Here is a 22338-nt window from a genome sequence, read left to right as displayed (position 1 = left end):
ACGATCGCGGACCGCGCGTCGGACCGGCCCGCCTCGTCGCGTCAGTCCAGGCAGAACTCGTTGCCTTCGGGGTCGGCCATCACGATGTGGCCGGCGTGCGGGGGAGCGGGTTCGTGCCGCCGCAGGCGGGTGGCGCCGAGGGCGACGAGCCGCCGGGCCTCCCGTTCGAGAGCCGCCATGCGCGCGTCGCCGTCGAGACCGGGCGCGGCACGGACGTCGAGGTGCACGCGGTTCTTGGCCTGCTTGCCCTCCGGGACCCGCTGGAAGAACAGCCGCGGGCGGGAACCGGTGGGGTCGATGATCGCCGAGGCGTCGCCGCGGCGCTCGGGTGGCACGCCCATCGCGTCCAGGGCCTCGTCCCAGGAGGGGAAACCGGCGGGCGGGTCCTGCGGGCGGTAGCCGAGCGCCTCGGCCCAGAAGGCGGCCAGCCGGGCGGGGTCGCCACTGTCGAAGGTGATCTGGATGTCGCGGCTCATGCGTCTCCTGTCGGTCGTCGGCGGCTGTCGTCAGTCGTCAATGTCGAGATTGGTGAACGTGACCTGGCGGAACGCGGCGAGGCGCCCGGACCTCCTTGACGGGGGAATCGAGGAACTCGGCCACCTGTTTGGGGGCCGCAGGCCCGAGCAGCGAGCTCGTCGCCGGACAGGTCCGCGACGTTGACCCCGCGGACGGCCAGAGCCCACAGTCCGCCGTCCGGCCCGGTGTCCTGCACGCCGAAGTCCAGGGCCGCCGCGTCGGCCAGGGCCGTGGCCGCGCCGTCGAGCTGCTGCGCGCGCACCCGGTAGGCGAGCACGTCTGTTCGGGTGACCGCCCGGGCGGCAGTCCCACCACCTGCACGTTCTGTCGTCCCCCGCGCCAGCGCCGCGGCACCGCCGTCACCCATGCACACCACGGTAGACGCGTCCTCCGACATCTTTTTCGCGTGACGGTCGAAACCTCGGGAAGGTGGCGCGAAAACGGAGTTCCGTGGGCTTGGCGAGGTCGACCTGAGAAGGTTCTGGACCTGGCTCGGCGCGCGAGAACTTCCTGGTGGTGGGGCATTGTCCGGATCGCGAGGAGTATGGTTCGGATATTCTTCGCCCTGTTGTTCGCGGCGTGGCGAAAAACTTGGTCTGCGCGAGCCGGGAACCCGCTGATGCTCGGCGTATGCGGTGATATGGCGATCAGCCCAGCAGGAACGGTCGTGTGACGCCGAGCGGGTTCGCGGGACGGAACCTGCGAGCCGCGCCGTCCTCAGGTCATGGACGGCGCTCACACCGAAGGAGCCCGGGTATGTCGATCAGAATCGCGACCCCCGCGCGGTCGCCGCTGTTCTGCGACGTGGCGCTCGCCGCGCGCATCGAGGGGGCCGAGGCGGGGCTCATCGCCGGCTGGAGCACGACCGCCGGGCGGCGCCTCGGCGACGCGGCGGGATTCGTCCGGCCGATCGCCGGGGGCGTGGCGAGCTTCGCCGAGGCGGACTCGCCGCTCAACAAGGTCGCCGGGCTCGGCTTCGACGGCGTGCCGAGCACCTCCGAGCTGGACGAGGTCGAGAACGCCTTCGCAGCCCGAGGCGCGGCCGTGCAGGTCGAGCTCGCCCACCTGGTCGAGGAGCCGATCGGCGCCCTGCTGACCGAACGCGGCTACCGGCTCGTCTCGTTCGAGAACGTGCTGGGTCTCGCCCTCGCCGCCGCCGGCGAGCCGCGCCGCGCTGCCCTCGAGGGGGTGGAGGTCCGTCCCAGCGGGGCCGGCGAGCTCGACCACTGGGTCGAGGTGGTGGCCGACGCGGTCGCCATCCCGGACACGCAGGGGGTTCCCTCGTATGAGGAGTTCCCCCGCGAGGTGATCGTGAACGCCATGCGTGACCTGGCCGGGGCGAGCGGGCTCGTGCGCTACGCGGCGCTGCGCGACGGGGTGCTCGCGGGCGGCGCCAGCATGCGGATGTCGGCGGGCGTCGCGCAGTTCACCGGGGCGGCGACCGCGCCGGCGCATCGCCGCCGGGGCATCCAGTCCGCGCTGCTCACCGCCCGGCTCGCCGACGCCGCGGCGGCCGGCTGCGACATCGCCGTCGTCACCACCCAGCCGGGCTCGCGCTCGCAGCACAACGTGCAGCGCTCCGGCTTCGACCTGCTCTACACCCGCGCCATCCTGGTGAAGGAGTTCTGATGCCCGGACAGCGGACGACCCAGGTGTCCGACGTGCGCATCGAGACGTACACCGGGCCCCGGCGTGAGCTGCGCGCCCTGTTCGAGCTGGCCGAGGACTCCCCGGCCGAGCTCGACGGCTACCTCGCGCTCGGCCGGGTCCTGGTGGCGCGGCTGGACGGGCACGTCGTGGGCCACCTGCAGGTGGTGCCGACGGAGCGGCCGGGCGAGGCGGAGCTCAAGAACATGGCGGTGCTCCCGCGGTTGCAGGGGCGAGGCATCGGCCGTGCGCTGGTCGCGTCACTGGTCGAGCTGCTGGCGGCCGAGCGGGTGACGACGCTGCTGGTCGCCACCGCGGCCGCCGGCCTCGACAACCTGCGCTTCTACCAGCGGTGCGGGTTCCGGATGCGCTCCATCGAGCGCGACGCGTTCACCGAGGCCACCGGCTACCCGCCGGGCGTCGTCATCGACGGCATCGAACTGCGGGACCGGGTCTGGTTCGACCGTGCCATACCGGCCCGCCGTCCTGGCCCACCGTCCCCCGGGCCGGACGGCGCGCAGGGCGGCGGCGGCCAGCACGAGGAGCGCGGCGACGGCGTAGGCGCCGACGCGTAGCGTCCAGGCGTCGCCGGGCACGTCGGTGAACAGGGAGATGTACAGGACGTGGGCGGCCGCGGCGACGGCGAGCCACTCCGGCCGCTCGGCGGCGACGGCGAGCACCGCCAGCAGGACGCCGTACCAGGGCTGGGCGGGCGTGGCCGTCAGGAACGCGGCGCCGACGAGCCACAGCGCGGCGCGCGCCGCCGGCACCCGGGCCGGGTCGGCGCGCCGGGCCGCGACGGCGACCGCGGCGAGCACTCCGGCCGCCGCGGCCTTCGCCGCCGAGCCGTGCAGGCCCAGGCCGGCGAGCAGGAGGAACCGACTGCCCTGGTCGTAGCCCTCGACATGCAGGTACTGCGGGAGGAAGCCGAGCACGCCCGTCCCCACCGCCAGCACGTGCGGCAGATAGGCCAGCGCGACGACCGCGACGGCCGCGCCCACCAGTTCGATCCGCTCACGCCGGCCCGCCCGTCCCCGGCCGACCATCGCGGGCAGCAGTAGCGCCGGGTAGAGCTTGACTGCCACCGCCGCCCCGAGCAGCGCCCCGGCGAGCCACGCCCGCCGCCGGCCCGCCGAGTCCGTCGCCGGCGTGGTCAGCAGCGCGAGGGCGCCGAGGGCGAACAGGGCGCCGAGGACGTCCACGTGCGCGTCGGCGGCGACGTCCAGGCCGGCGAGGGGGGTCAGGGCGTAGAAGGCGGCGTGGCGCGGGTCGCCGCCGCGGGCCGTCAGCATCCGCATGAGCAGGCAGACGACCCCCAGCGAGCACAGCGAGGCGTAGAGCTGCAGCCGGTGCTCGCGTGGCGGGCCGGGCAGCAGGTGGACGGCGGTGAAGTAGGCCTGCGCCACCGGCGGGTAGATGGTGTGGGCGCGCGGATAGTTCAGCCGGGTGCAGTGCGGGCGCGGATGGTCGGCGGTGCAGCCCGCCGAGTCCGGGAACAGCCAGTCGTCCCGGACGCGCGCCAGCGCGGGGTCGAGCGGGCCGTGGCGGTAGGGGTCGATGCCGGCGGCCTGCACCCTGCCGTCCCAGGCGTAGCGGTAGAGGTCGTCGGACAGCCGCGGGCCGCCGGTGAGGGCGACGCCCTGGATCGCCACGGTCGCCCCGAGTAGGAGGACGACGGCCAGCCGCCGGGGTGCGGCGAGCAGCAGCAGGACGGCCGTGACCAGGCCGAGCAGCCACCACAGCAGGACCAGGTACAGCAACGCGGGCCTGCTGACCAGGTAGCCGGGCTGGTGTTGGATCATCACCTGGGTGGTGACCAGCCCCGCCAGCCCGGCCGCGGCGCCGACCAGAGCGGCGCGCCGCGCGCGTGACCCGAGCCGCGCGGGTGGCCGCTGTGACCACTGTGGCCGCCGTGGCCGTTCCGCCCGCTGGTCGCGGGGCGCGGGCGGGCCGCTCTGGTCGGCGAGGGTGACAGCGCTCGGCATGCACCCACACTGGCGGCTGTCCCGGTCGCGACCGCCACGGCACGGGCCGGTTTCTCCGTTCCGTAAGGCTTCGCGGCGCCCTGAGATCGCTCCGCCCGACCTACGGTGCCTGGGTGCGCGTGCTCCCCGAACGACTCCCACGACCACCCGCGATCCCGCGGCGCGGCCCGCTGCGCGAGGACGCCTTCCCCAGCCGGCTGCATGACCCGCGGATGGCCGCGCTGCTCGGGATCTGGCTCGGGGTCGCGTTCGGGGTGTGCTTCCTGACCGGGCTGGTCTCGCACTTCATGCAGCATCCGCCGTCGTGGCTGGACTGGCCGGCCCGGCCGGTGTGGCTGTACCGGCTGACGCAGGGCCTGCATGTGGCCACGGGGCTGGCGAGCATTCCGCTGCTGTTGGCGAAGCTGTGGACGGTGTATCCGCGGCTGTGGGAATGGCCGCCGGTGCGCTCGGTGGCGCACGCGCTGGAGCGGCTGACGATCGTCCCGCTCGTCGCGGGCGCCCTCTTCCAGCTCGCGACGGGCGTGGCCAACATCGCCCAGTGGTACCGCTTCCGTTTTTTCTTCACGGTCACCCACTACTGGGTCGCCTGGATCACGATCGGCGCGCTGCTGCTGCATATCGCCGCGAAGGTCACGGTCGTGCGGGCGAACGTCGGGCGTGGCCGGGCCGGCCGCGCGCGCGACGCCGGCGGTCCGGGATCCGATCAGGCCGAACCCGAACCCGAACCCGAGCCCGAACCCGAGCCCGAGCCCGAACCCGAGCCCGAACCCGAACCCGAGCCCGAACCCGAGCCCGGGCCCGAGCCCAAGCCCAAGCCCAAGCCCGACGGTCCCGGTTCGGACGGGCCGAGAACCGGTGAGCCCACCGGCGACGCGGTCGATATTGATCCGCGCGCCGCACCGGATCCGGCGGGGACCGGACTGTCGCGGCGCGGACTCGGGATCGCCGTCGGCGCCGCGGCCGGCGTGATCACCGTGACGAGCGCCGGTCAGTTCGTGCCCGGCCTCGCCTCGCTGGACCTGCTCGGCCCGCGGCGGCCGGATGTCGGGCCGCAGGGTCTGCCGGTCAACAGGACCGCGGCCGCCGCGCGGGTCCGCACGCTCGCCCGCGACCCCGGCTACCGGCTGGAGGTCGTCGGCCCCCGCCCGTACACGCTGAGCCTGGTCGAGCTGCGGGCCTTCGGCCAGCACATCTCGACCCTGCCGATCACCTGTGTGGAGGGCTGGTCGGCGGACGCCACCTGGCACGGCCCCCGGCTGCGGGACCTGCTCGACGCCGCGGGCATCCCGGCGGGCGCGACGGTGCGGGTCGAGTCGCTGGAGAGCCGCGGTGGCTACCGCGCCAGCGAGGTGCGACCGCCGCATGCCCGCGACCCGCTGACGCTGCTCGCCACCGGCCTGGACGGGGCCGACCTCAACCTCGACCACGGCTATCCAGCTCGGCTCATCGCCCCGAATCGGCCCGGAGTCCTGCAGACCAAGTGGGTGCACCGGGTGGTGATGCTGTGAAGCGCAGCGGCGTGCGGCCGACCGTCGGCGCCGTCGTGCGCGGCCTGGTGGCCGTCGCCGGACTGGCGGTGCTCGGGTACGGCGTACACGGCCTGCTGGGCATGCCCCATGCGACGCACCCGCCGCAGGCGGCCCGGTGGCTGATCGGTGGCCTGCTGCTCCACGACCTGGTTGCCTTCCCGGTCACGGCCGCGGTGGGGTTCGTGCTCACCCGGCTGGTGCGCGCGCCGTACCGGGCGGTGGTGCAGGGGACGCTGCTGGCCAGCGTGTCCGTCGCGCTGGCGAGCCTGCCGCTGTGGCGCGGCTACGGCGGCGCGCCGGACAACCCGTCGGTCGATCCGCTGCCCTACGGGAGGAACCTGGCGATCGTCCTCGGCGCCGTGTGGGCGGTCGCCGCAGCCCTGATCGCGATGCGCGCGCTGCGGGCACGGCGCGGGCGCAGGGCCGCACCGGACGGGTCCTGATCCGGCGCGGACCGCGCGGGCGCGGCGCGGACCGCGCGGGGCCGGCGGTGTGCGGCGCGGGCCGACGGCGCGGACGGCGGGGACGGCTGGCGGGGTCCGCGCTGGGCGTGGGCCGGGCGCGGACCCCGAGGGGCGCCGATCAGTGGGCGTTCATGGCCGGCGCAGCGTCGCGAATCGCCTGCCGCCGCCGCGCCAGGTCTCCGTGACGGCCAGTCCGGCGACCGTGGCGGACGGTCCGATGTCGTCGGGACCGACGAACGCCCACGGGAACGTGCCGGACACCCGTCCGTCCGGCCCCTCCAGGCGTACCAGCGTTGCGGCGGACGACGGCCGCGGCCGGGCTCGCAGCTCGACGAGTACCTGACCGGCCGGACCGAGCAGCGCGGCGGCACGGGCGAGCAGCCGTCCGGGGTCGCCGCCGATGCCGATGTTGCCGTCGGCCAGCACGAGCGTCGACCATCGGCCCTCCGCGGGCAGCGGGCCGAAGACGTCGCGGCACAGCGCGGCGGCACCGGCCTGGCGGGCGAGCCGCACCGCGAACGGCGCCACGTCGATGCCGAGCGTGGGCACGCCGCGCCCGGCGAGGGCCGCGGCCAGCCGGCCGGGGCCGCAGCCGATGTCCAGGGTGGGGCCGACGCAGCGCCGCAGCAGGGACGCGTCGCCGGCGGCCAGCCCGCCGCGCCAGGTCGGCACCGGCAGCAGTTCCCGCCGGCCGTCGGGGTGGCGTACCCACAGCCGTCCGTCGGCCGAGCGCAGCGCCGCCTCGTAGAGCGACGTCGGTGAACCGTCCTGCGCACCGGGCCGCGTCCGCTGCGTGGCGTGCCCGGCAGGTGTCGCCACGGTGGTCAACGGCTGGCCAGCGTGGTGGTCCGCCCGGCGGCCGGTGCGGCGCCGGCGGTGGGTGCGGCGCCGGTTCGGATCGCCCGCACGGTGGCGGCGAAGCGGCCGTGCGGGGCGAGCCGGGTGACGGCGTCCGCGTCCGCGGCGGTGTCGACGTCGCGCAGCGTGGGGAGCGTCGCGATGCGCAGGGCGGCCTGGTCCAGGCGGTCCCGCTGCCGGCGCCCGGTGTCCGGCCGGGAGGTGGCGACCCCGCGCAGCAGGCCGCCGTCGGGGCGCCGCAGGCCGAGCGCCCACCACCCGCCGTCGGCGGCCGGGCCGAACACGGCGTCGTGCCGGGTCAGCAGGTCGCAGGCCTTGGCGAGCAGGGCCGGGCTCACCTGCGGGGTGTCCATCCCGATCAGCAGCGCCGGGCCGGTGACGGCGTCGAAGGCGGCGGCGAGCCGGGCGTCGAACGGTCCCGTGGCCTGCGGGAGCATGTCGATCGGCGCGCGCAGCCACGGGCCGGCGGCGCCGTCGAGGACGAGGACGGCCCGGACCGGTCCGACGCCGGGATGGTCGGGGAGGCCGCGCACGGCGGTCAGGGTGTCGGCGATGGCCGCCTCGGCCACGGCCGCCGCCTGGACCGGGGTGAACGGCGGGGTCAGCCGGGTCTTGACCCGGCCGGGGACGGGCTCCTTGGCCATCACCAGCACCGTCACCGCAGCCGTCACCGCAGCCGCAGCCGAGGTCGAGGCCGAGGCCGAAGCCGCCGGCCCGCTCATCGCAGGCTCGCGAGGGCGGCCGTCATGTCCCGGACCGTGCGCGCCGTCCCGAGCGGCGTGCCCGTCACCTTCGACCGGCCGACGCGGGGGTGGTAGTCGACGTCGGTCTCGACGATGCGCCAGCCGGCCTGCGCGGCGCGCAGCAGCAGCTCCAGGGGATAGCCGAAGCGCTGGTCGGTGACCGGCAGGCCCAGCAGGTCGGCGCGGCGGGCGGCCCGCATCGGACCGAGGTCGTGCACCCGCACGCCGCGCCGGCGCAGCCGCCGGGCGACGACCGCGTTGCCGAGCCGGGCGTGCGGCGGCCAGGCCCGCGGGGAGGTGGGGCGGCGACGGCCGAGAACGAGATCGGCGCGCCCGGCCGTGAGCTGGGCGACGAGGTCGGGCAGCTGGGCCGGGTCCAGCGAGGCGTCGGCGTCGCAGACGCAGACCACGTCCGCGTCCGCGGCGAGCAGTCCGGCGTGCACGGCCGAGCCGTAGCCGCGGCGCGGCACGTCGACGACGACGGCGCCGCGCTCGCGGGCGATGCGCGCCGAGCCGTCGCGGGAGCCGTTGTCGGCGACGACGGCCCGGTAGCCGGGCGGCATCCGATCGAGGACCCAGGGCAGCGCCTCGGCCTCGTCCAGGCAGGGGAGCACGACGTCGACCGACGGCGGCTCCTGGTGACCATGCGTGATCATGATCGGGACTCTAGTGACGGCCGGGTGCCACCGACCCTTACCAAACAAGGAAATCCGCTGGTGGAGGGACGTTCTCGTGGCGGCTTCGGCGGAGGTTCTTACGAACCGGTGACGGGGGGCTTCGGCGTCGTCCGGGCGGCCCCACGGCGCTTTAGGGTGGCGGCGTGGCCCGTGTCCTCGTGGTCGACGACGACGCCACTGTGGCCGAGGTCGTCGACAGATACCTGCGCAACGCCGGATTCGACGTCGACCGGGCCGGGGACGGGCCGGCGGCGCTGCGCATCGCCGAGATGACCGCCCCGGACCTGGTCGTCCTGGACCTCATGCTGCCCGGGCTCGACGGGATCGAGGTCTGCCGGCGGCTGCGCGCGCGGGGTCCCGTTCCGGTGATCATGCTGACGGCGCGCGGCGAGGAGGACGATCGCATCGCCGGGCTGGAGTGTGGCGCGGACGACTATGTGACCAAGCCGTTCTCGCCGCGCGAGCTCACCCTGAGGGTCAGCTCGGTGCTGCGGCGGGCGCACGAGCCACCGCCGCCCGGCGCCGGCGTGCTGCGCGCCGGTGCCCTCGTCGTCGACGCCGCGGCCCGCACCGCGACCCGCGACGCCGCCCCGCTCGCGCTCACCGTGCGCGAGTTCGACCTGTTGGTGTTCCTGCTGCGTCACCCCGGCCGCGCCTTCAACCGCGCCGAGCTCCTCGAACAGGTGTGGGGCTGGACCTACGGCGATCCGTCGACGGTCACGGTGCACATCCGCCGGCTGCGGGAGAAGATCGAGGACGATCCGACGGCCCCGCGGCTGCTGGTCACCGTGTGGGGCGTCGGCTACCGGTACGACCCGCCGGTCGGAGCCCGGCCCGGTTCCGCGCGGCAGCCGCGCACGGCCGACGGGTAGGCGCGGCCTGGCTGCTGGGGAGGGGAGTCTGACGTGAGCGAGCAGATGCAGGTCGTCGGGATCGCCCTGGCCTGCTCGACGGTGGCCGCCCTGTCCGGCGTGCCGCTGCTGCGGCTGCTGCGCGGCCGGTCACTATGGGCAACGGCTCTTGTGCTGTGCGTCGTACCGATCCTCGCGGTCGCGGCGGGGGTCGTCGGCACGGCCCGTGCCATGTTCCTCTCGCGCCACGACCTTCGGGTCGTGCTGATCGTCGTGGCGGTGTCGGCCGTGGTCGCGTCCGTGGCCGCGATACGTCTGGGCGGGCCACTCGTGATGGCGACTCGACGGCTGACCAGCGCGGCGGACACCCTGGGCGACGGGTTCTACGAAGGGGCCGGCCGCGCGCCGACCGCCGAGCTGACGGCGCTCGCCCGCACGCTCGACGCGACCCACGTCCGCCTCGTCGAGGCGCGGGAGCGCGAACGTGCCCTGGAGGCCAGCCGGCGTGAGCTGGTCGCCTGGATCAGCCATGACCTGCGCACTCCGCTGGCCGGCATCCGGGCGACCGCCGAGGCACTCGCGGACGGCATGGTCCCGGACGCCGCGACGACGGCGCGCTACCACCGGCGGATGCTCGCCGACGCCGAACGGCTGACCGGCATGGTCGATGACCTGTTCGAGCTCGCCCGGCTCCAGGCCGGAGCACTCCAGCTGACCATCGAGAAGGTGTGCCTCGCCGACGTCGTGTCCGACGCCGTCGCGGTCGTCGATCCCATCGCCCGCGCCCGCGGGGTCACCGTCGCGGGCCGCGCCGACGACGCCGTCTACGTCGACGCGGACGCCGCCCAGGTCAGCCGTGCGCTGATCAATCTGCTGGTCAACGCCATCCGCCACACGCCCGACGACGGAACGGTCGAGGTCCGGGTCGAGCGGGGTCGCGCCGCGCGGCGGGCCACCGGGGCGGGCACCGCGGTCGGCGGCCGGGCGATCGTCGCGGTCGCCGACCGGTGCGGCGGCATCCCCGCCGAGGATCTGCCCCGGCTGTTCGACCTCGGGTTCCGGGGGGAGAGCGCGCGCACGCCCGGGGAGGGCGGCGACCATCCCCACCAGCCGCGGGTGCGCTCCGGCATCGGGCTCGCGATCGTCCGCGGCATCGTCGAGGCGCACGGCGGCGACGTCACCGTCCACAACCAGCATGGCGGCTGCCGGTTCGTCGTCGCGCTCCCCGCGGCCTGACACCAATCTGACTCCGGCCTCACCGGGGTCTGTCGGAGGCCTGGTCGCGGCTTGATCGTGGCCCGACCGCGAGCGGCTGCCCGGGCTTCCGCGGCTCGTAAGATCTGGCGGTCCGGGGCGCGGCTAGCGTCGCGGGCATGCGGGTTCTTGTCACCGGCGGTGCCGGTTTCATCGGTTCCCACGTCGTCGACGTGCTGGTCGAGGCGGGGCACACCGTCCGGATCCTCGACGCGCTGCTGCCGGCCGTGCACCGCGTCCGGCCCGTCCTGAACGACCAGGCGGAGTTCATGGTCGGCGACGTCACCGATCCGCCCACGGTCGCGTCGGCGCTCGACGGGATGGACGCCGTCTGCCATCAGGCGGCCATGGTCGGCCTCGGCGTCGACCTGGACGACCTGCCCGCCTACGCAACCCACAACGACCTCGGCACCGCCGTGCTGCTCGCCGCGATGGCCCGGCGGGGCGTCGAACGTCTCGTCCTGGCCAGCTCGATGGTCGTCTACGGCGAGGGCGGATACCGCTGCGCCGTGGAAGGACCGGTGCGGCCCGGCCCGCGGCGGACCGCCGACCTGGACGCCGGCAGGTTCGAGCCGCCCTGCCCGCGCTGCGGGCGGCCGTTGCTCTCGACGCCCGTCACCGAGGACGCGCCGCTCGATCCGCGCAACGTCTATGCGGCCACCAAGGTCGCCCAGGAGCATCTCGCCGCCGCCTGGGCCACGGCCACGGGCGGCAGCGTCCTGGCACTGCGATATCACAACGTCTACGGCCCGCGCATGCCCCGGGACACCCCGTACGCCGGCGTCGCCGCGATCCTGCGCAGCGCCCTGGAGCGCGGCGAGCCGCCGCGGGTCTTCGAGGACGGCTGCCAGCTGCGCGACTTCGTCCACGTCCACGATGTCGCCCGCGCCAACCTGGCGGCGCTGCGCCACGACGCCGCGCCGGGCCGGCTCGTCGCGGTCAACGTCGGCTCCGGGCAGCCGCACACCGTCGGCGACATGGCGCATGCCCTGGCCGGCGCCTTCGGTGGACCCATGCCCGTCGTCACCGGCCAGTACCGGATCGGCGACGTCCGGCACGTCGTCGCCTCGTCCGACCGTGCCCGCGACCTGCTGGGTTACCAGGCGACGGTGTCCTTCACGGATGGGATGGTCGCCTTCGCGCGCGCCCCGCTACGCCGGTGACGACGAGCCGGTGACCCGGTCGTCCCGGTCATCGCGGCCGCGCAGGAATCCCGCGTTGCCGCAGGCGGTGAGCAGGGCCGCGCCGTCCGCGGACAGTTCGTCGACGGTGCCCTGCCGCAGGTCCTCCGGCAGCGCCTGGCCGAGCTGGGCGAGTGTCTGGTAGGTGGAATCAGCCTCGAAGGCGGCCTGCAGCAGCAGCGCGATGCCGCTGAAGCGGTCGTCGTTGCCGGGGCTCGCGCCGCCGGGGGAGGCGGCGCTGAAGCGGTCCCGGGCCCGGCTGGCGGCCGCGCAGCCGAGGGCCGCGTCGGCCTGGGCGGACGAGCGCGTGACCGTCGAGGGCAGCCGCAGATCGCGGCAGGCGGTGACGGTGGCCTCCGTCGCGGATGCGAAGTCGCGGACGTCGAGGGTCTGCAGATCGTCGTCGAGCCGTTCGGCCGCCCAGCCGACGGGCCCGAGCCGCGGGTCGGATCGCGCCGCCGCACTCGCGAGTCCGGCGGCGCCCTGTAGCCGGTGGACCGTGGCGGCGGGCAGGGTGTCCGGATCGTTCAGGTCGGCGGTGGGGTCCGGCAGGTCCGGTCCGGCGCGGGCGATGACGGTGCAGGCGGCGGCCGCGTCCGCCAGCGACGCCGTCTCGCCGGGGGAGGGCGACGTCGCGAGATCGCCGGGGTTCGCGTCACTGCCTCCGCAGCCGGCCACCATCGCCATGATCGCCGCGCACACCAACGCCAGCACGATGTGCCGGATTGAGACCATATGCGCATTATTGCCACATCGCGCTCGGTGGTGAGTCTCCGTACTGGTACGGAGGTAGCCGGCGCGCCACCGCGGCATCGTCGAGACGAACCGGGGCGGCACCGACGAGGGATCTTGCTCGGCCCGATGCGGCCTCGGGGGGACGCGTCGGACCGGGCCGGCTCGGCTTCCCGATCGGCGGTGGCGTCACCTGGCCGGGCGTGCTGGCGCTTGCCATCTCCCATGCCGCGGGACACCCGACAGTGCCCTTCACCGACGGGATGACCGCCTTCGCCCACGCCCCGCTGCGCGGGTGAGGACCCGCGCCGACACCGCCCACCCTACACATAGACGTCGAACCCTTTGACATCTATGTAACGGTGGGTAGACTTCTGCTCGTGGGTCCATCGCGAGTGCCAATCGGGCTGCAGTTGACGCGCTCGGCGCGGGTCGTGCGCCGTGCCTACGACGAGGCGTTGGCGGAGGCGGGTGGGTCGCTGCCGATGTGGCTTGTGCTGATGAACCTGACGGCCCGAGCGCGGGCCAGTCAGCGTGAGCTGGCGGCGGCGGTGGGGATCCGGGAGGCGACGCTCACCCACCATCTGAATGCCATGGAGGCCCAGGGCCTTCTCACGCGCACGCGTGACCCCGACAACCGCCGGGTCCACCTGGTCGCGCTCACCGACGCCGGGGCAGCCGCGTTTCTCCGCCTGCGGGCCGCGACGGTGGCCTTCGACGGGCGACTTCGCCGGGGCATGTCCGACGAGGAGGTGGCGGCGGCGGGTGCTCTGCTCACCCGCCTCGTCGCCAACGTGGGCGACACGGGGGACACCCAGGCGGAAGAATCCGACTTCGGAAGTGAAAGGCGAGGTTCATGAACCGCTCCTATCTTCGGCCGTCCTGGCCGGCGCGAGTGATCGGTGGCCGGATGGCACGGCTGTTCCAGCCTGCCGTCGTCCACACGCTCACGGTTCCCGGCCGCGTCACCGGCCGCCCGCGCAGCATTGCCGTCGCCGTTCTGGAGCATGCCGGCGAGCAGTACCTGGTTTCCGCCTACGGCGACAGCGAATGGTCCCGCAACATGCGTGCCGCCGGCCACGCGCGGCTGCGTGACCGCAGTGGCACCCGCCTGATCGAGACGGCCGAGGTTCCGCCCGAGGAACGCTCTCCCCTGCTTACGGAGTATCTCCGGAAATACGGCCGCTTCCCGACCGTCCAGCGCAGCTTCGACACTCTCCCGGACTCGGCTGATCACCCCACCTTCCGTATCGTGAGCCAACGTCCGGCGTAGCCGGGTGAGGTCGCCGGGCCGGCCGGCCGAGATCACCGAGCGGGCCAGTGGGGGAGGCGGTCGGTCAGGACGTTGACGGACGGTCCACGCGATAGACGTAGTGCAGCGGATCGTCCACCGGGTTGTCGGGTGTGAGGGGCCCCTGCCCGACCCGGCGGAATCCGGCCTTCTCCAACGCGCGCCAGGACGCCCGGTTGGAGGCCACGATGGGCACCATCACGCAGCTGGCCTCCGGATGGTCGGACCAGATTCTCGCGACCATCGAGGCGATCATTCTGGGGCCCAGGCCATGGCCGGTCAGCTCCGGCTCGCCGATGAGATAGTCGATGGTCATGACGCTGGCGGGAAGCTCGACGAGGGGGGCCAGTTCGTCGAAGTAATGCGGCTCGTCCGCGATCCGACATCGCTGCACCAGCCCTACGGGCGCCCCGTCGAGCAGGGCGAGGAAGTCCTCCGAGTGATCCTCGCCGCGCGTCGCGGGGCCGAAGTCGCGGTGCACGGCCTCGACGGTGGTCTCGTGGTTCCACCACCGGGCCACGTGTGGCCGCTCCAGCCACGTCCGCAGCGTCGGAAAGTCCGACTCCTCGAGTCGCCGCCAACTGATCATCCTGCTCCGCTCCGGGTAGGTCCGTCGTGCCGTGTGGTCGGCCTGCGTGGGCCTGTGCGGCGGGCCTGCGTGGTGGGCCTGCGTGGTGGGCCTGACGAGGAGAACGCTGCCACGGGTCCGGGGCGGGGTGTACCGAATTTTCCGGGCGCACATCGGTGGCTGCCGATCCCTCCCTCCTTCCTGGGAACGAGAGGTCCCTGGTTCCCAGGAAGGAGGCGGAGTCGCGGGTGGGTGCCGGATACTCGGCCGGGAACGGTTCGCTGGTGCACTCCGCCGCCTTCGAGCGTCAGACGACGGCGGCGCTTGCGGTGCACAGCATCGCCGACCGACCTGGCCGGCCTACATCGTCCCGCGGCGCGCGACGATGATCTGGAATTCGCCCTCCCGGGTCGTCGACGCGCCACGGGACGGCGAACGCGCCGCCTGGAACGGCTGGGACTTCCCTCCGCTCGGCGGCTGAACGCTCCCGACGGCCGGCCTGCCGGCGGCTGTGCGCCCACGGGCGCGGCTGCCCGCCGGCCGTCCGGGTGCGGTGCTCACGGCGCGGCCGTCCGATGGCGTATCGCCGCGCGCAGGCGGAGGCGGGTCGACGCCGACTGGGTGGAGTGGATCGGCTGGCAGCTGTGGCAGGCGGGATAACCGTGCCGCAGGCATTTCCAAAAGTCGGCGAAAGGGTCCCCCGGCGATCGCCCGTGTCCTAGGGTCAGGCCCGCGCCCGCCGGACCAGCGTCGGCCCGGTGGCCGCGTGCCGCTGTCTCGTCCGATGGGGGGACCTTGTGAGCCACGCCGTCCAGCCGCAGCCGGCCGACACCTCTCCCGCGTATTATCGCCGGGATTTCCGGTCATTCTCACTGGGCACCGAGGAGGAACTCGTCGGTGCCGCCGCCGAAGTCAGCGCGGAGCAGTACCGGGCCATCGTCACGGGTGCTGCCGTTCCAGACGTCCGGACTCCGGACAAGGTTTTCGGACTGGTGGGGGAGGTGGGCAGTACGGAGGTGCTGGTCGAGATCACCCGGGATCTCCCGGACCGGGCCGCCCCGAACACCTTCAAGATAGAGCTCCGCACCACCCCGACCGAACGCAACGACGATGCCGGCTGGCAGCGGCGGACCGCCGCCCTGGGCGTCACCGTCGACGCCCTGTGGACCCTCCGGGACGGTCCCCTGCAGGACGGGGAGTTCGACGGGTTCCAGCTTCGGGTGCTCGACAGCGACTACATTCTGCGCCTGGGCGCGGAGGTGCCCGACGCGGACATCCAGGCGACCGTCGGTATTCCGGTCGAGCAGATCTGTCTGAACCTCTCGACGGCGGACGTCGGCGCGGGAATCATGCATCCGCTTCTCACCGTCACCTGGTATGAATCGCGGTTCGAGGACGACCCCGCCGTCGCCCACCACGGCCCGACCGACCGGCGGCGCTACGCCTTCGTGATGTCCGCGATCCTGAAGTGCGCGAAGATCCTGAAGGCGAACCGGATGAATCCCGAGACCGCCACCGCGAAGAACGCCTGGGGCGTTCTGCCGCGCAAGCCCCTGTTCCCGCTGCTCGCCCTGCTGCCGAGCGTCGAGGACGCCATCGCCGCCGCGAACGCGATCGCGGGTTACGCCATGCCGGACTGGCCGAACGCGCAGGCCACCGTCATCGACCAGGACGCATGGGCGGCCGCGAAGATCCGCATCCTCGGCCGTGACCTGCTGGCCAGCATGAAGACGGGCATCACCATCGGCGGCAGCGTGGGCATGACCTTCGAGTACCGCTCGCCGGACCGGCGGGACGTGCGCTTCGCCGGCCGCTTCTGGCGTCGCCCGACCGACTGACCAGCCGTTTGGCGGCGAATCAGGCGGGCATCGACCGATCGGTTCGGACCGCGCGTGAACGTTCGGACCCCGCGCGGTGTTTCGGACCATGCGTGGAAGTTCGGACCACGTGTGGCGGTTGGAGGAAGGGAGACGGAAGGGAGACGGCAATGACCCAGCCGGCGGATGCCCCGGCGGTCCCACCCGACGATCCGGCACCGAACCGCTTCGGCCCGACCAGAAAGGCCCGCGCCCATGAGCGAGGATGACTTCAACGCGCGCACGATCGCGGAGTTCCGCGCCAACCACGGCCAGGTCGGCGGCGGCTTCGCGGGAGCCCCTCTGTTGCTGCTGCACACCGTCGGCGCGCGCAGCGGCGAGCCGCGCGTCAATCCCGCGATGTACCTGAAGGACGGCGAGCGGTACCTGGTGTTCGCGTCCAAGGCGGGCGCCGACTCCAACCCCGCCTGGTACCACAACCTCAAGGCACATCCCGACGCGCGGATCGAGGTCGGCGACGAGACGGTCGATGTCCACGCCGAGGAGATCACCGGCCCGGATCGCGACCGGTTGTACCAGCGCCAGGCCTCCCTCTACCCGGGTTTCGCCGATTACCAGAGCGAGACGACCCGCACCATCCCCGTCGTCGCCCTCACCGCCCGAGGCGCCTGACCAGGCGAGCCGTCTGCCCCAACGAGCCGTGTGCCCCAACGGGCACCAGCGAGCCACCCGGCGCCCGAGGCCGTGGTTCGGCCCTCCCCGCCCGGGGCCGGACCACCGGTCCGCGCCAGCCCGACATGATCGTCTCCAGCGGCGACACACCGACGTTCGACGGCTGCCACCGCCCCGTAACGGCGGCGGCGGACAGTCGGGGAGCCGGCGCGGCCCGCGCCGCCACCCTGGCTCGCGAAGGCGGGTAAAGCTCTGAACGGGAACGGGAACGGGCGGGAGGAAGCGCGCCGGATGCGGACGAACCGCCCTGTGGACGTGCGCCGTCACGTTCATCGGCACGCCTGGACCCGCGGGCGGATCGCGCACGACGCCTGACGTCGCACGTCGCACGTCGCACGTCGCACGTCGCACGTCGCACGTCGCACGTCGCACGTCGGTCGGCCGACGGCCGACGTCGAGGAGACGCACGGCTTGTTCCGCCGATCCCGCCACCGCGCGCCCGCAGGCCCGCGGTCCTCATCCTGCCGAGGCCCCATGGTTCACGCCCTCCACGCCCTCCACACGCCCGCCTTCACGCCGACACCTCCCGTGGCGTCCCCGCCTGCGCTGCCGTCGGACTGCACGTTCGACCCGGCCGACTGGGCGATCCTCGCCCGGCACTGGTACCCGGTCGCGCTGTCCCGCGAGGTCCGCGACCAGCCGGTCGCGGCGCGGCTGCTCGACGAACGGCTTGTCATCTACCGTGCGGGCGAAGAGGTCGTCGTCGCCCGCGACCTGTGCCCGCACCGCGGCGCGCCGCTGACCCTGGGCCGCGGCGACGGCGAGACGATCGCCTGTGCCTACCACGGCCTGCACTTCGGCGCTGCCGGCGCCTGCGTCGCGATCCCGGCGCATCCGAGCGCGAAGATCCCCGCCCGCATGACGCTCACGACCTTCCCCACCATCGAACGCTACGGCCTGGTCTGGACCTGCCTGCGCCCCGACCGGCCCGCGACCGCCTCGCCGGACCCGACCGGCCAGCCGGGCACGAACATCCCGTCGGACGTGGTGATCCCGCGGATGCCGCACTGGGACGAGCCCGGCTTCCAGCGGGTGACCTGTCCGCCGTTCGACGTCGCCGCGTTCGCCGGCCGTCAGGTGGAGGGCTTCCTCGACGTCGCGCACTTCGCCTTCGTGCACACCGACACCTTCGCCGACCCGGACAACGCCGAGGTCCCCGACTACACGCCGACACCCACCGAGTACGGCTTCGCCGCCGACTACTGGAGCACCGTCGCCAACTACCCGCGCGGCAGCGGCCTCGAGGCGCCACCCGGGTTCCGCTGGCTGCGCCACTTCGACGCGCACCTGCCGTTCACCGCCACCCTCGTCGTCCACTTCCCCGAGGGCGGCCGTCTGTCGATCATGAATGCCGCGTCGCCGGTCTCCGCCCGCCAGACCAGGATGTTCGCGCCGATCGCCAAGAACTTCGCCACCGACCAGCCAGAACAGGCGGTCTACGACTTCAACCTGCGGATCTTCGAGGAGGACCGGGCCATCGTCGAGGCCCAGCGCCCCGAGAACCTGCCGCTTGACCCCCGCATCGAGGTCAACATCCCCGCCGACCGCAGCTCCGTCGCCTATCGCCGCGGCCTGCGCGCGCTCGGCCTGAGCCACTTCTTCACCGCCTGACCCACCGCCAGACCCACAGCCAGACGACGGGAAGGCCCGCGCCCATGAACCCGATCAGCACCCTCGCCGTCACCCTCCCCACCTGGGTCGACGACGAGGTCCGCGCCGCCGGCACCGCCCTGGACGGACCGGCGGCCGTCGTGATCCCCGACGTCGAGGACCGGATGCGCCTCGCCCACCGCCTCGCCGCCCGCAACCACCAGGAGGGCTGCGGCGGCCCGTTCGCCGCCGTCGTCGCCCGCCCCGACACCGGCGAGATCCTCGCCGCCGGAGTGAACCTCGTCCTCGCCACCGGCCTGTCGACGATGCACGCCGAGGTCGTCGCCCTGTCCATCGCCCAGACCCGCCTCGGCACCTGGGACCTGAGCGCCGCCGGCAGCCCCGTCGAGCTCGTCGTCAACTGGCGGCCCTGCGTCATGTGCTACGGCGCCGTCATGTGGTCCGGCATCCAGGCGCTGACGATCGCTGGCGAGGGCGACGAGATCGAGCGGCTCACCGGCTTCGACGAGGGCCCCATGCGCGACGACTGGGCCGAGCAGTTCGAGCGCCGCGGCATCACCGTGCGCACCGACATCCTGCGCGACGAGGCCCTCGCCGTCTTCGCCGCCTACGGCAACCGCGACGACGTCACCGTCTACAACGCCCGCCGCGGCCCGATGCCGGGCTGATGTCGGGCCTCGGGGGCCGACGCAGGCCGTCGGGCGCGCAGCCATGCCCCGGCGGTTCGCATCTGCACCGAGGTATAGCGGAAGCTATACTCGCCGAGTGGCTGGTCGACAGTGGGACGTCTACCTCGTCAACGAGGTGCGTGGCTGGATCGACTGCTTGGACGCGGAAACGCGTGCACGTGTCGTGCAGGCCATCGACCTGCTTGCGGACGTCGGGCCGGGGCTGGGTAGGCCGCTCGTCGACACGATCAGCGGCTCATCAGTGCCGAATCTGAAGGAACTCAGGCCCGGTACGGTACGGATCCTCTTCTGCTTCGACCCGTGGCGCGCAAGCATCCTGCTCGTCGCCGGGGACAAAGCCGGTCAGTGGAACGCCTGGTACGCGGAGGCGATCCCGCTCGCGGAGCAACGGTACAAGACCTACCTGGTGGAACGCGGTCAGGAAGAGGGCGATCGACGATGAGTGGTTACACGCGGTGGTCTGACGTGCGGGCCGAGCAGGTTGCCCGCGTCGGTGGGGAGGAAGCGGTCGCTGCGGGCAAACAGGAGCTGCTCGCCATCGCAGTGGGCCACCGGCTCGCTGAGGTGCGGCGGACACGAGGGCTTACCCAGCAGCAGGTGGCCGAGCGAATGGGGGTGACCAAGGGCCGGATCTCCCAGATCGAGCAGGGCTCGCTCTCCGGTCAGGACGTGGTCGCGAGATACGCCGCCGCGCTTGGAGGCCGTCTCCATCAGGCGATCTACTTCGAGGACGGAGACATCGCCGCGATCGCGTGACGCTCGCCAGCGGCGGCACCGTCACACAGACGAGTCGATCTGGTCGAGCCAGGCGTGGAAGACAGCGCGGGCGCGGGCGGCGAGGTGGGGGCCGTGGCGGTGCGCGTCGGCGCGGAGTTCGCGTGGGTCCAGGCCGTGGGTGGCGAGTTCGTGGGCGTGGCCGATCAGCCAGCGTTCGATCTGGGTGTGATCGGCTTCGAGGTGGAACTGAAGGCCCAGCACGGACGGTCCGGCGGTGAACGCCTGGTTGGGGAAGCCGGGTGTCTCGGCGAGCCGGTCGGCGCCGGGCGGGATGGCGAACTGGTCACCGTGCCAGTGCAGCACCGGGCCGTCCCCCAGCGCGGCGAGGACGGAACCCTGCCCGGCCGGCGTGAACGTCAATGGCGAATACCCGATCTCCACCCGGCCGGTCGGCGTCACCTCGGCACCCAGCGCATGCGCGATGATCTGCGCTCCAAGACATACGCCAAGAGTGGGTCGCCCACGTTCCAGCCGTGCGCCGACCGCCCTGATCTCGTCGCCCAGAAACGGGTACTGACAAACGTCGCCGACCCCGACAGGACCACCCAGGACGATCACCAGGTCGGCAGCCAGGAGCTCCGCGTCCGTGATGGCATCCACGCCCGCGTCGACATAACGCGCACGGTACCCGCGCGCTTCCAGCAAAGGCCCGAGAATCCCGAGATCCTCGAATGGCACGTGCCGCACCGCGACCACGCTTCCGGCCCTGGCCTGCACGCTCACCCGCGCACCCCCGCCTGCTCTCGCCAACCGTGCGCCGTCGCCAGGCACCGCCCCGGTGGTGGGGTCCCCGACCCGCAACCCTACGACGGCCCCGGCCGGTGGCCGCTCCGTCTGACGCCGCAGTGCCATGGGACCGCACTCCCTTGCACCCAGGGCGAGTACTCGCACGTGGCCCGGGATCACAACACCGAACGCGGTCGCGGAGGCCGGCTACTGCCGCGCGTGCGTTCCGCGGAACGCGGCGCTGACGCCCGCCCGGCGGGCTAGCCCGCGTCCTGAGTTGTGATCTTCGGCGGTGTCGTCGCGGTGCCGGTGATGGCCGCGTTCCGGCATGATCGCGGCGGTCCGTGTCGCACAATCTGGGCAGATCGGGCACGCCACGTCGAATCAGCGACACGGGGCCGCTGTCCCACGCACGTGTCTTCCCACCCGTGGGAAGCCCGCCCGTTATGCCGCTTACGGGAACCGCCGACCCCGGCGTCGAGCTGGCCGTTTCGGGTGGCGGTCGCAGTGAGTGTGGTCACCGGCCGGGGAGTGCCGGGCTGGGGGGAGCCTGTGTCCTTCTACCGGGTTGTTTCCAGGACCTTGATCGTGACGACAATTTGATCGTGACGGCCGTCTCGTGGCGGGCGTCGGGCTTTTCGCTGGTTCCGGGCGCGCGATTCTTCTCGGGCCATTCATAAAGGGCGTGACGTCGTCGTGCCGTTGATGTGCCGCGCCCGTGCCGCTGCCGGAAATCTGCGGCACCGTGAGTCAGAGCTGTCGTATACGCGCCTTTCGGGGGTCGCCCGGAGAGGCTGGAGATAGGGTGCTTTCGTGTCTCCTGTGGGGCCTGGCGGGCGCCAGGTTTCCCGTCCATTCCTTTTCCTGCCGTGACCAAGGGGAGTCAGTGAACGGTCCGTCGACTCGTGTCTCGGTCGGCCTTCGCGATGCGGGTGTCCAGGTCCTTGTCGTCGGTGGTGGTGGCGACAGGCCAGGTGATCGCGTCGCCACGGTCGTTCAGCGCAGCGTTGCGGCACTGGCGGGGGAGATCACCGGGCGGTGCGGTGTGCCAGTCGGTGCGCTGGCCACGCTGGCCGGGCCGGCGGACACGGCCGAGGTCTGCCGTGCGGTGGCCCGGGTCGCGCGGCGGGCCCCCACGGCCGTCCTCGTCTATCTGGTCGGCGCGGTTGACCAGATGCCGCCAGGAGCCGCCGGTGTCGGTGTCGGCGCCCAGATGGTGTCCTCCGTGCTCGCGGTGCTGGGAAGCATGGACGTCAGCCGCAGCCTGCTCGTGGTCGACACTTTCGGCGGCGCACCGGGCCTGGAAGACAACGACAACGAGAGCGCCGCCGGTCGTGGACGGACGGAGCTGCTGGTCTCGCGCGCCGCCAGCGCGGAGCGGTTCGCCGCGGCCGCCCTCACTCCGCTGACCGCCGAGCTGCGCCACCTCCTCGTCAACGGCGATCCGGCCAGCGGAGCGAACCTGACCCTCGGCGGCGTCAACCGGCGGCTGGCGGACATGCTGGCCGAACGCGGCCAGGTCGCCGCCACCCTGGCGCCCGCGGCGTGGTCGGACGACCTGATCCTGGCCCGCAATGCCGCGCACACTCCGCCGTTGCTCGTCCAGGAGGCACCCGCGACGCGGATCCTGCCCGACTTCGAGTCGCCAGGAGGCCCAGGCACGATTCCACTCACCCCGCCCCCGCCC

24 protein-coding genes and 1 pseudogene are annotated in these 22338 nt (G+C 73.3%); 16 read left to right on the top strand and 9 right to left on the bottom strand.

The features are described 5' to 3' along the window. Positions 1-41: 41 nt before the first annotated feature. Positions 42-476 carry a VOC family protein gene (locus C1A33_RS31055; protein ID WP_101835840.1) on the bottom strand — a complete coding sequence of 145 codons (435 nt, stop codon included), beginning with the start codon at positions 474-476 and terminating at the stop codon, positions 42-44. A gap of 796 nt (positions 477-1272) precedes the next feature. Between C1A33_RS31055 and C1A33_RS36035 the strand changes: the two genes are divergently transcribed. Then, complete coding sequence (locus tag C1A33_RS36035) at positions 1273-2145, top strand: GNAT family N-acetyltransferase (protein WP_207770581.1); 873 nt, start codon at positions 1273-1275, stop codon at positions 2143-2145. On the opposite strand, the gene C1A33_RS37185 is transcribed toward C1A33_RS36035, so the two are convergent. Next, entirely contained in the window at positions 2112-2309 is a 198-nt protein-coding gene (locus C1A33_RS37185; protein ID WP_243408113.1) for a hypothetical protein, read from the bottom strand. The two genes, C1A33_RS36035 and C1A33_RS37185, sit on opposite strands and share 34 nt — an antisense overlap. Between C1A33_RS37185 and C1A33_RS38225 the strand changes: the two are divergent. Next, positions 2289-2477, top strand: a pseudogene (locus C1A33_RS38225) (GNAT family N-acetyltransferase); the annotation flags it as partial. The gene C1A33_RS37185 and the pseudogene C1A33_RS38225 overlap by 21 nt on opposite strands. On the opposite strand, the gene C1A33_RS31040 reads toward C1A33_RS38225, so the two are convergent. Further along, entirely contained in the window at positions 2424-4148 is a 1725-nt protein-coding gene (locus C1A33_RS31040; RefSeq protein ID WP_243408112.1) for a glycosyltransferase 87 family protein, read from the bottom strand. The pseudogene C1A33_RS38225 and the gene C1A33_RS31040 overlap by 54 nt on opposite strands. A 113-nt stretch (positions 4149-4261) precedes the next feature. Between C1A33_RS31040 and C1A33_RS37180 the strand changes: the two genes are divergently transcribed. Both C1A33_RS37180 and C1A33_RS31020 read left to right on the top strand, forming a co-directional pair. Continuing rightward, the gene (locus C1A33_RS37180; RefSeq protein ID WP_423748171.1) at positions 4262-5659 is read left to right on the top strand and encodes a molybdopterin-dependent oxidoreductase; all 1398 of its coding nucleotides are present in this window, start codon (positions 4262-4264) and stop codon (positions 5657-5659) included. Continuing rightward, positions 5656-6123, top strand: a complete 468-nt coding sequence (locus C1A33_RS31020) for a hypothetical protein (protein ID WP_243408111.1) — start codon at positions 5656-5658, stop codon at positions 6121-6123. The genes C1A33_RS37180 and C1A33_RS31020 overlap by 4 nt, the downstream gene beginning before the upstream one ends. A gap of 150 nt (positions 6124-6273) precedes the next feature. Here the strand turns inward: C1A33_RS31020 and C1A33_RS31015 are convergent, their stop codons facing one another. From C1A33_RS31015 to C1A33_RS31005, 3 genes are all read right to left on the bottom strand, one after another. Then, positions 6274-6963 (bottom strand): class I SAM-dependent methyltransferase, encoded by a 690-nt coding sequence (locus tag C1A33_RS31015; protein WP_115538038.1) that lies wholly within the window; start codon positions 6961-6963, stop codon positions 6274-6276. A 5-nt stretch (positions 6964-6968) separates the two neighbouring features. Next, positions 6969-7646 carry a TIGR04282 family arsenosugar biosynthesis glycosyltransferase gene (locus tag C1A33_RS31010; RefSeq protein ID WP_101835930.1) on the bottom strand — a complete coding sequence of 226 codons (678 nt, stop codon included), beginning with the start codon at positions 7644-7646 and terminating at the stop codon, positions 6969-6971. 74 nt (positions 7647-7720) lie between these two features. After that, positions 7721-8401, bottom strand: a complete 681-nt coding sequence (locus C1A33_RS31005) for a glycosyltransferase family 2 protein (protein ID WP_101835836.1) — start codon at positions 8399-8401, stop codon at positions 7721-7723. 164 nt (positions 8402-8565) lie between these two features. Here C1A33_RS31005 and C1A33_RS31000 point away from each other — a divergent pair, with 164 nt between their 5' ends. The 3 genes from C1A33_RS31000 to C1A33_RS30990 all read left to right on the top strand — a co-directional run bounded on the left by C1A33_RS31000 (position 8566) and on the right by C1A33_RS30990 (position 11690). Continuing rightward, positions 8566-9294: a response regulator transcription factor gene (locus C1A33_RS31000; protein ID WP_101835834.1), complete on the top strand. Its 729-nt coding sequence runs from the start codon at positions 8566-8568 to the stop codon at positions 9292-9294. Between the two features lie 33 nt (positions 9295-9327). Further along, entirely contained in the window at positions 9328-10509 is a 1182-nt protein-coding gene (locus tag C1A33_RS30995; protein ID WP_101835832.1) for a sensor histidine kinase, read from the top strand. A 137-nt stretch (positions 10510-10646) separates the two neighbouring features. Beyond that, the gene (locus C1A33_RS30990) at positions 10647-11690 is read left to right on the top strand and encodes an NAD-dependent epimerase/dehydratase family protein (protein ID WP_101835830.1); all 1044 of its coding nucleotides are present in this window, start codon (positions 10647-10649) and stop codon (positions 11688-11690) included. On the opposite strand, the gene C1A33_RS30985 is transcribed toward C1A33_RS30990, so the two are convergent. Continuing rightward, positions 11679-12443, bottom strand: a complete 765-nt coding sequence (locus C1A33_RS30985; protein ID WP_101835828.1) for a hypothetical protein — start codon at positions 12441-12443, stop codon at positions 11679-11681. The genes C1A33_RS30990 and C1A33_RS30985 overlap by 12 nt on opposite strands. Before the next feature lie 392 nt (positions 12444-12835). Between C1A33_RS30985 and C1A33_RS30980 the strand changes: the two genes are divergently transcribed. Beyond that, positions 12836-13300, top strand: coding sequence for a MarR family winged helix-turn-helix transcriptional regulator (locus tag C1A33_RS30980; RefSeq protein WP_243408110.1), 465 nt, complete (start codon positions 12836-12838; stop codon positions 13298-13300). Then, a complete protein-coding gene (locus C1A33_RS30975) occupies positions 13297-13713 on the top strand; it encodes a nitroreductase family deazaflavin-dependent oxidoreductase (protein WP_101835827.1) in 417 nt (138 codons plus the stop codon). Before C1A33_RS30980 ends, C1A33_RS30975 begins: the two co-directional genes overlap by 4 nt. 64 nt (positions 13714-13777) lie before the next feature. Here the strand turns inward: C1A33_RS30975 and C1A33_RS30970 are convergent, their stop codons facing one another. Beyond that, positions 13778-14320, bottom strand: coding sequence for a GNAT family N-acetyltransferase (locus C1A33_RS30970; RefSeq protein ID WP_101835826.1), 543 nt, complete (start codon positions 14318-14320; stop codon positions 13778-13780). Positions 14321-15096: 776 nt separating this feature from the next. On the opposite strand from C1A33_RS30970, the gene C1A33_RS30965 reads away from it, so the two are divergent. The 6 genes from C1A33_RS30965 to C1A33_RS30940 all read left to right on the top strand — a co-directional run bounded on the left by C1A33_RS30965 (position 15097) and on the right by C1A33_RS30940 (position 19904). Beyond that, complete coding sequence (locus tag C1A33_RS30965) at positions 15097-16137, top strand: hypothetical protein (protein ID WP_101835825.1); 1041 nt, start codon at positions 15097-15099, stop codon at positions 16135-16137. Positions 16138-16371: 234 nt separating this feature from the next. Beyond that, positions 16372-16788: a nitroreductase family deazaflavin-dependent oxidoreductase gene (locus C1A33_RS30960; protein ID WP_101835824.1), complete on the top strand. Its 417-nt coding sequence runs from the start codon at positions 16372-16374 to the stop codon at positions 16786-16788. A gap of 588 nt (positions 16789-17376) precedes the next feature. Next, positions 17377-18459: an aromatic ring-hydroxylating oxygenase subunit alpha gene (locus C1A33_RS30955; RefSeq protein WP_243408108.1), complete on the top strand. Its 1083-nt coding sequence runs from the start codon at positions 17377-17379 to the stop codon at positions 18457-18459. Between the two features lie 44 nt (positions 18460-18503). Next, positions 18504-19127 (top strand): nucleoside deaminase, encoded by a 624-nt coding sequence (locus tag C1A33_RS30950; protein ID WP_101835822.1) that lies wholly within the window; start codon positions 18504-18506, stop codon positions 19125-19127. Between the two features lie 97 nt (positions 19128-19224). Then, positions 19225-19590: a type II toxin-antitoxin system RelE/ParE family toxin gene (locus C1A33_RS30945; protein ID WP_101835821.1), complete on the top strand. Its 366-nt coding sequence runs from the start codon at positions 19225-19227 to the stop codon at positions 19588-19590. Next, positions 19587-19904: a helix-turn-helix domain-containing protein gene (locus C1A33_RS30940; protein WP_101835820.1), complete on the top strand. Its 318-nt coding sequence runs from the start codon at positions 19587-19589 to the stop codon at positions 19902-19904. Before C1A33_RS30945 ends, C1A33_RS30940 begins: the two co-directional genes overlap by 4 nt. 21 nt (positions 19905-19925) lie before the next feature. Here the strand turns inward: C1A33_RS30940 and C1A33_RS30935 are convergent, their stop codons facing one another. After that, a complete protein-coding gene (locus tag C1A33_RS30935; protein WP_207770578.1) occupies positions 19926-20648 on the bottom strand; it encodes a glutamine amidotransferase in 723 nt (240 codons plus the stop codon). Between the two features lie 1048 nt (positions 20649-21696). On the opposite strand from C1A33_RS30935, the gene C1A33_RS30930 reads away from it, so the two are divergent. Then, positions 21697-22338 (top strand): hypothetical protein (locus C1A33_RS30930; protein WP_133150890.1); only part of this gene is annotated, 642 nt, incomplete at its 3' end.

The sequence above is a fragment of the Frankia canadensis genome (assembly GCF_900197875.1).
In the GTDB taxonomy this organism is placed as follows: Bacteria; Actinomycetota; Actinomycetes; order Frankiales; family Frankiaceae; genus Frankia; species Frankia canadensis.
The sequence above is the reverse complement of the archived record's forward strand: the minus strand, read 5'-3'. Positions and strand labels throughout refer to the sequence as shown.

Coding starts and splice junctions, on each gene's coding strand:
- C1A33_RS30970 (WP_101835826.1), bottom strand. CDS start 14,320: ATGATCAGTTGGCGGCGACTCGAGGAGTCGGACTTTCCGACGCTGCGG.
- C1A33_RS31005 (WP_101835836.1), bottom strand. CDS start 8,401: ATGATCACGCATGGTCACCAGGAGCCGCCGTCGGTCGACGTCGTGCTC.
- C1A33_RS36035 (WP_207770581.1), top strand. CDS start 1,273: ATGTCGATCAGAATCGCGACCCCCGCGCGGTCGCCGCTGTTCTGCGAC.
- C1A33_RS31040 (WP_243408112.1), bottom strand. CDS start 4,148: ATGCCGAGCGCTGTCACCCTCGCCGACCAGAGCGGCCCGCCCGCGCCC.
- C1A33_RS30940 (WP_101835820.1), top strand. CDS start 19,587: ATGAGTGGTTACACGCGGTGGTCTGACGTGCGGGCCGAGCAGGTTGCC.
- C1A33_RS30960 (WP_101835824.1), top strand. CDS start 16,372: ATGAGCGAGGATGACTTCAACGCGCGCACGATCGCGGAGTTCCGCGCC.
- C1A33_RS30985 (WP_101835828.1), bottom strand. CDS start 12,443: ATGGTCTCAATCCGGCACATCGTGCTGGCGTTGGTGTGCGCGGCGATC.
- C1A33_RS31010 (WP_101835930.1), bottom strand. CDS start 7,646: ATGGCCAAGGAGCCCGTCCCCGGCCGGGTCAAGACCCGGCTGACCCCG.
- C1A33_RS30990 (WP_101835830.1), top strand. CDS start 10,647: ATGCGGGTTCTTGTCACCGGCGGTGCCGGTTTCATCGGTTCCCACGTC.
- C1A33_RS31055 (WP_101835840.1), bottom strand. CDS start 476: ATGAGCCGCGACATCCAGATCACCTTCGACAGTGGCGACCCCGCCCGG.
- C1A33_RS30950 (WP_101835822.1), top strand. CDS start 18,504: ATGAACCCGATCAGCACCCTCGCCGTCACCCTCCCCACCTGGGTCGAC.
- C1A33_RS30975 (WP_101835827.1), top strand. CDS start 13,297: ATGAACCGCTCCTATCTTCGGCCGTCCTGGCCGGCGCGAGTGATCGGT.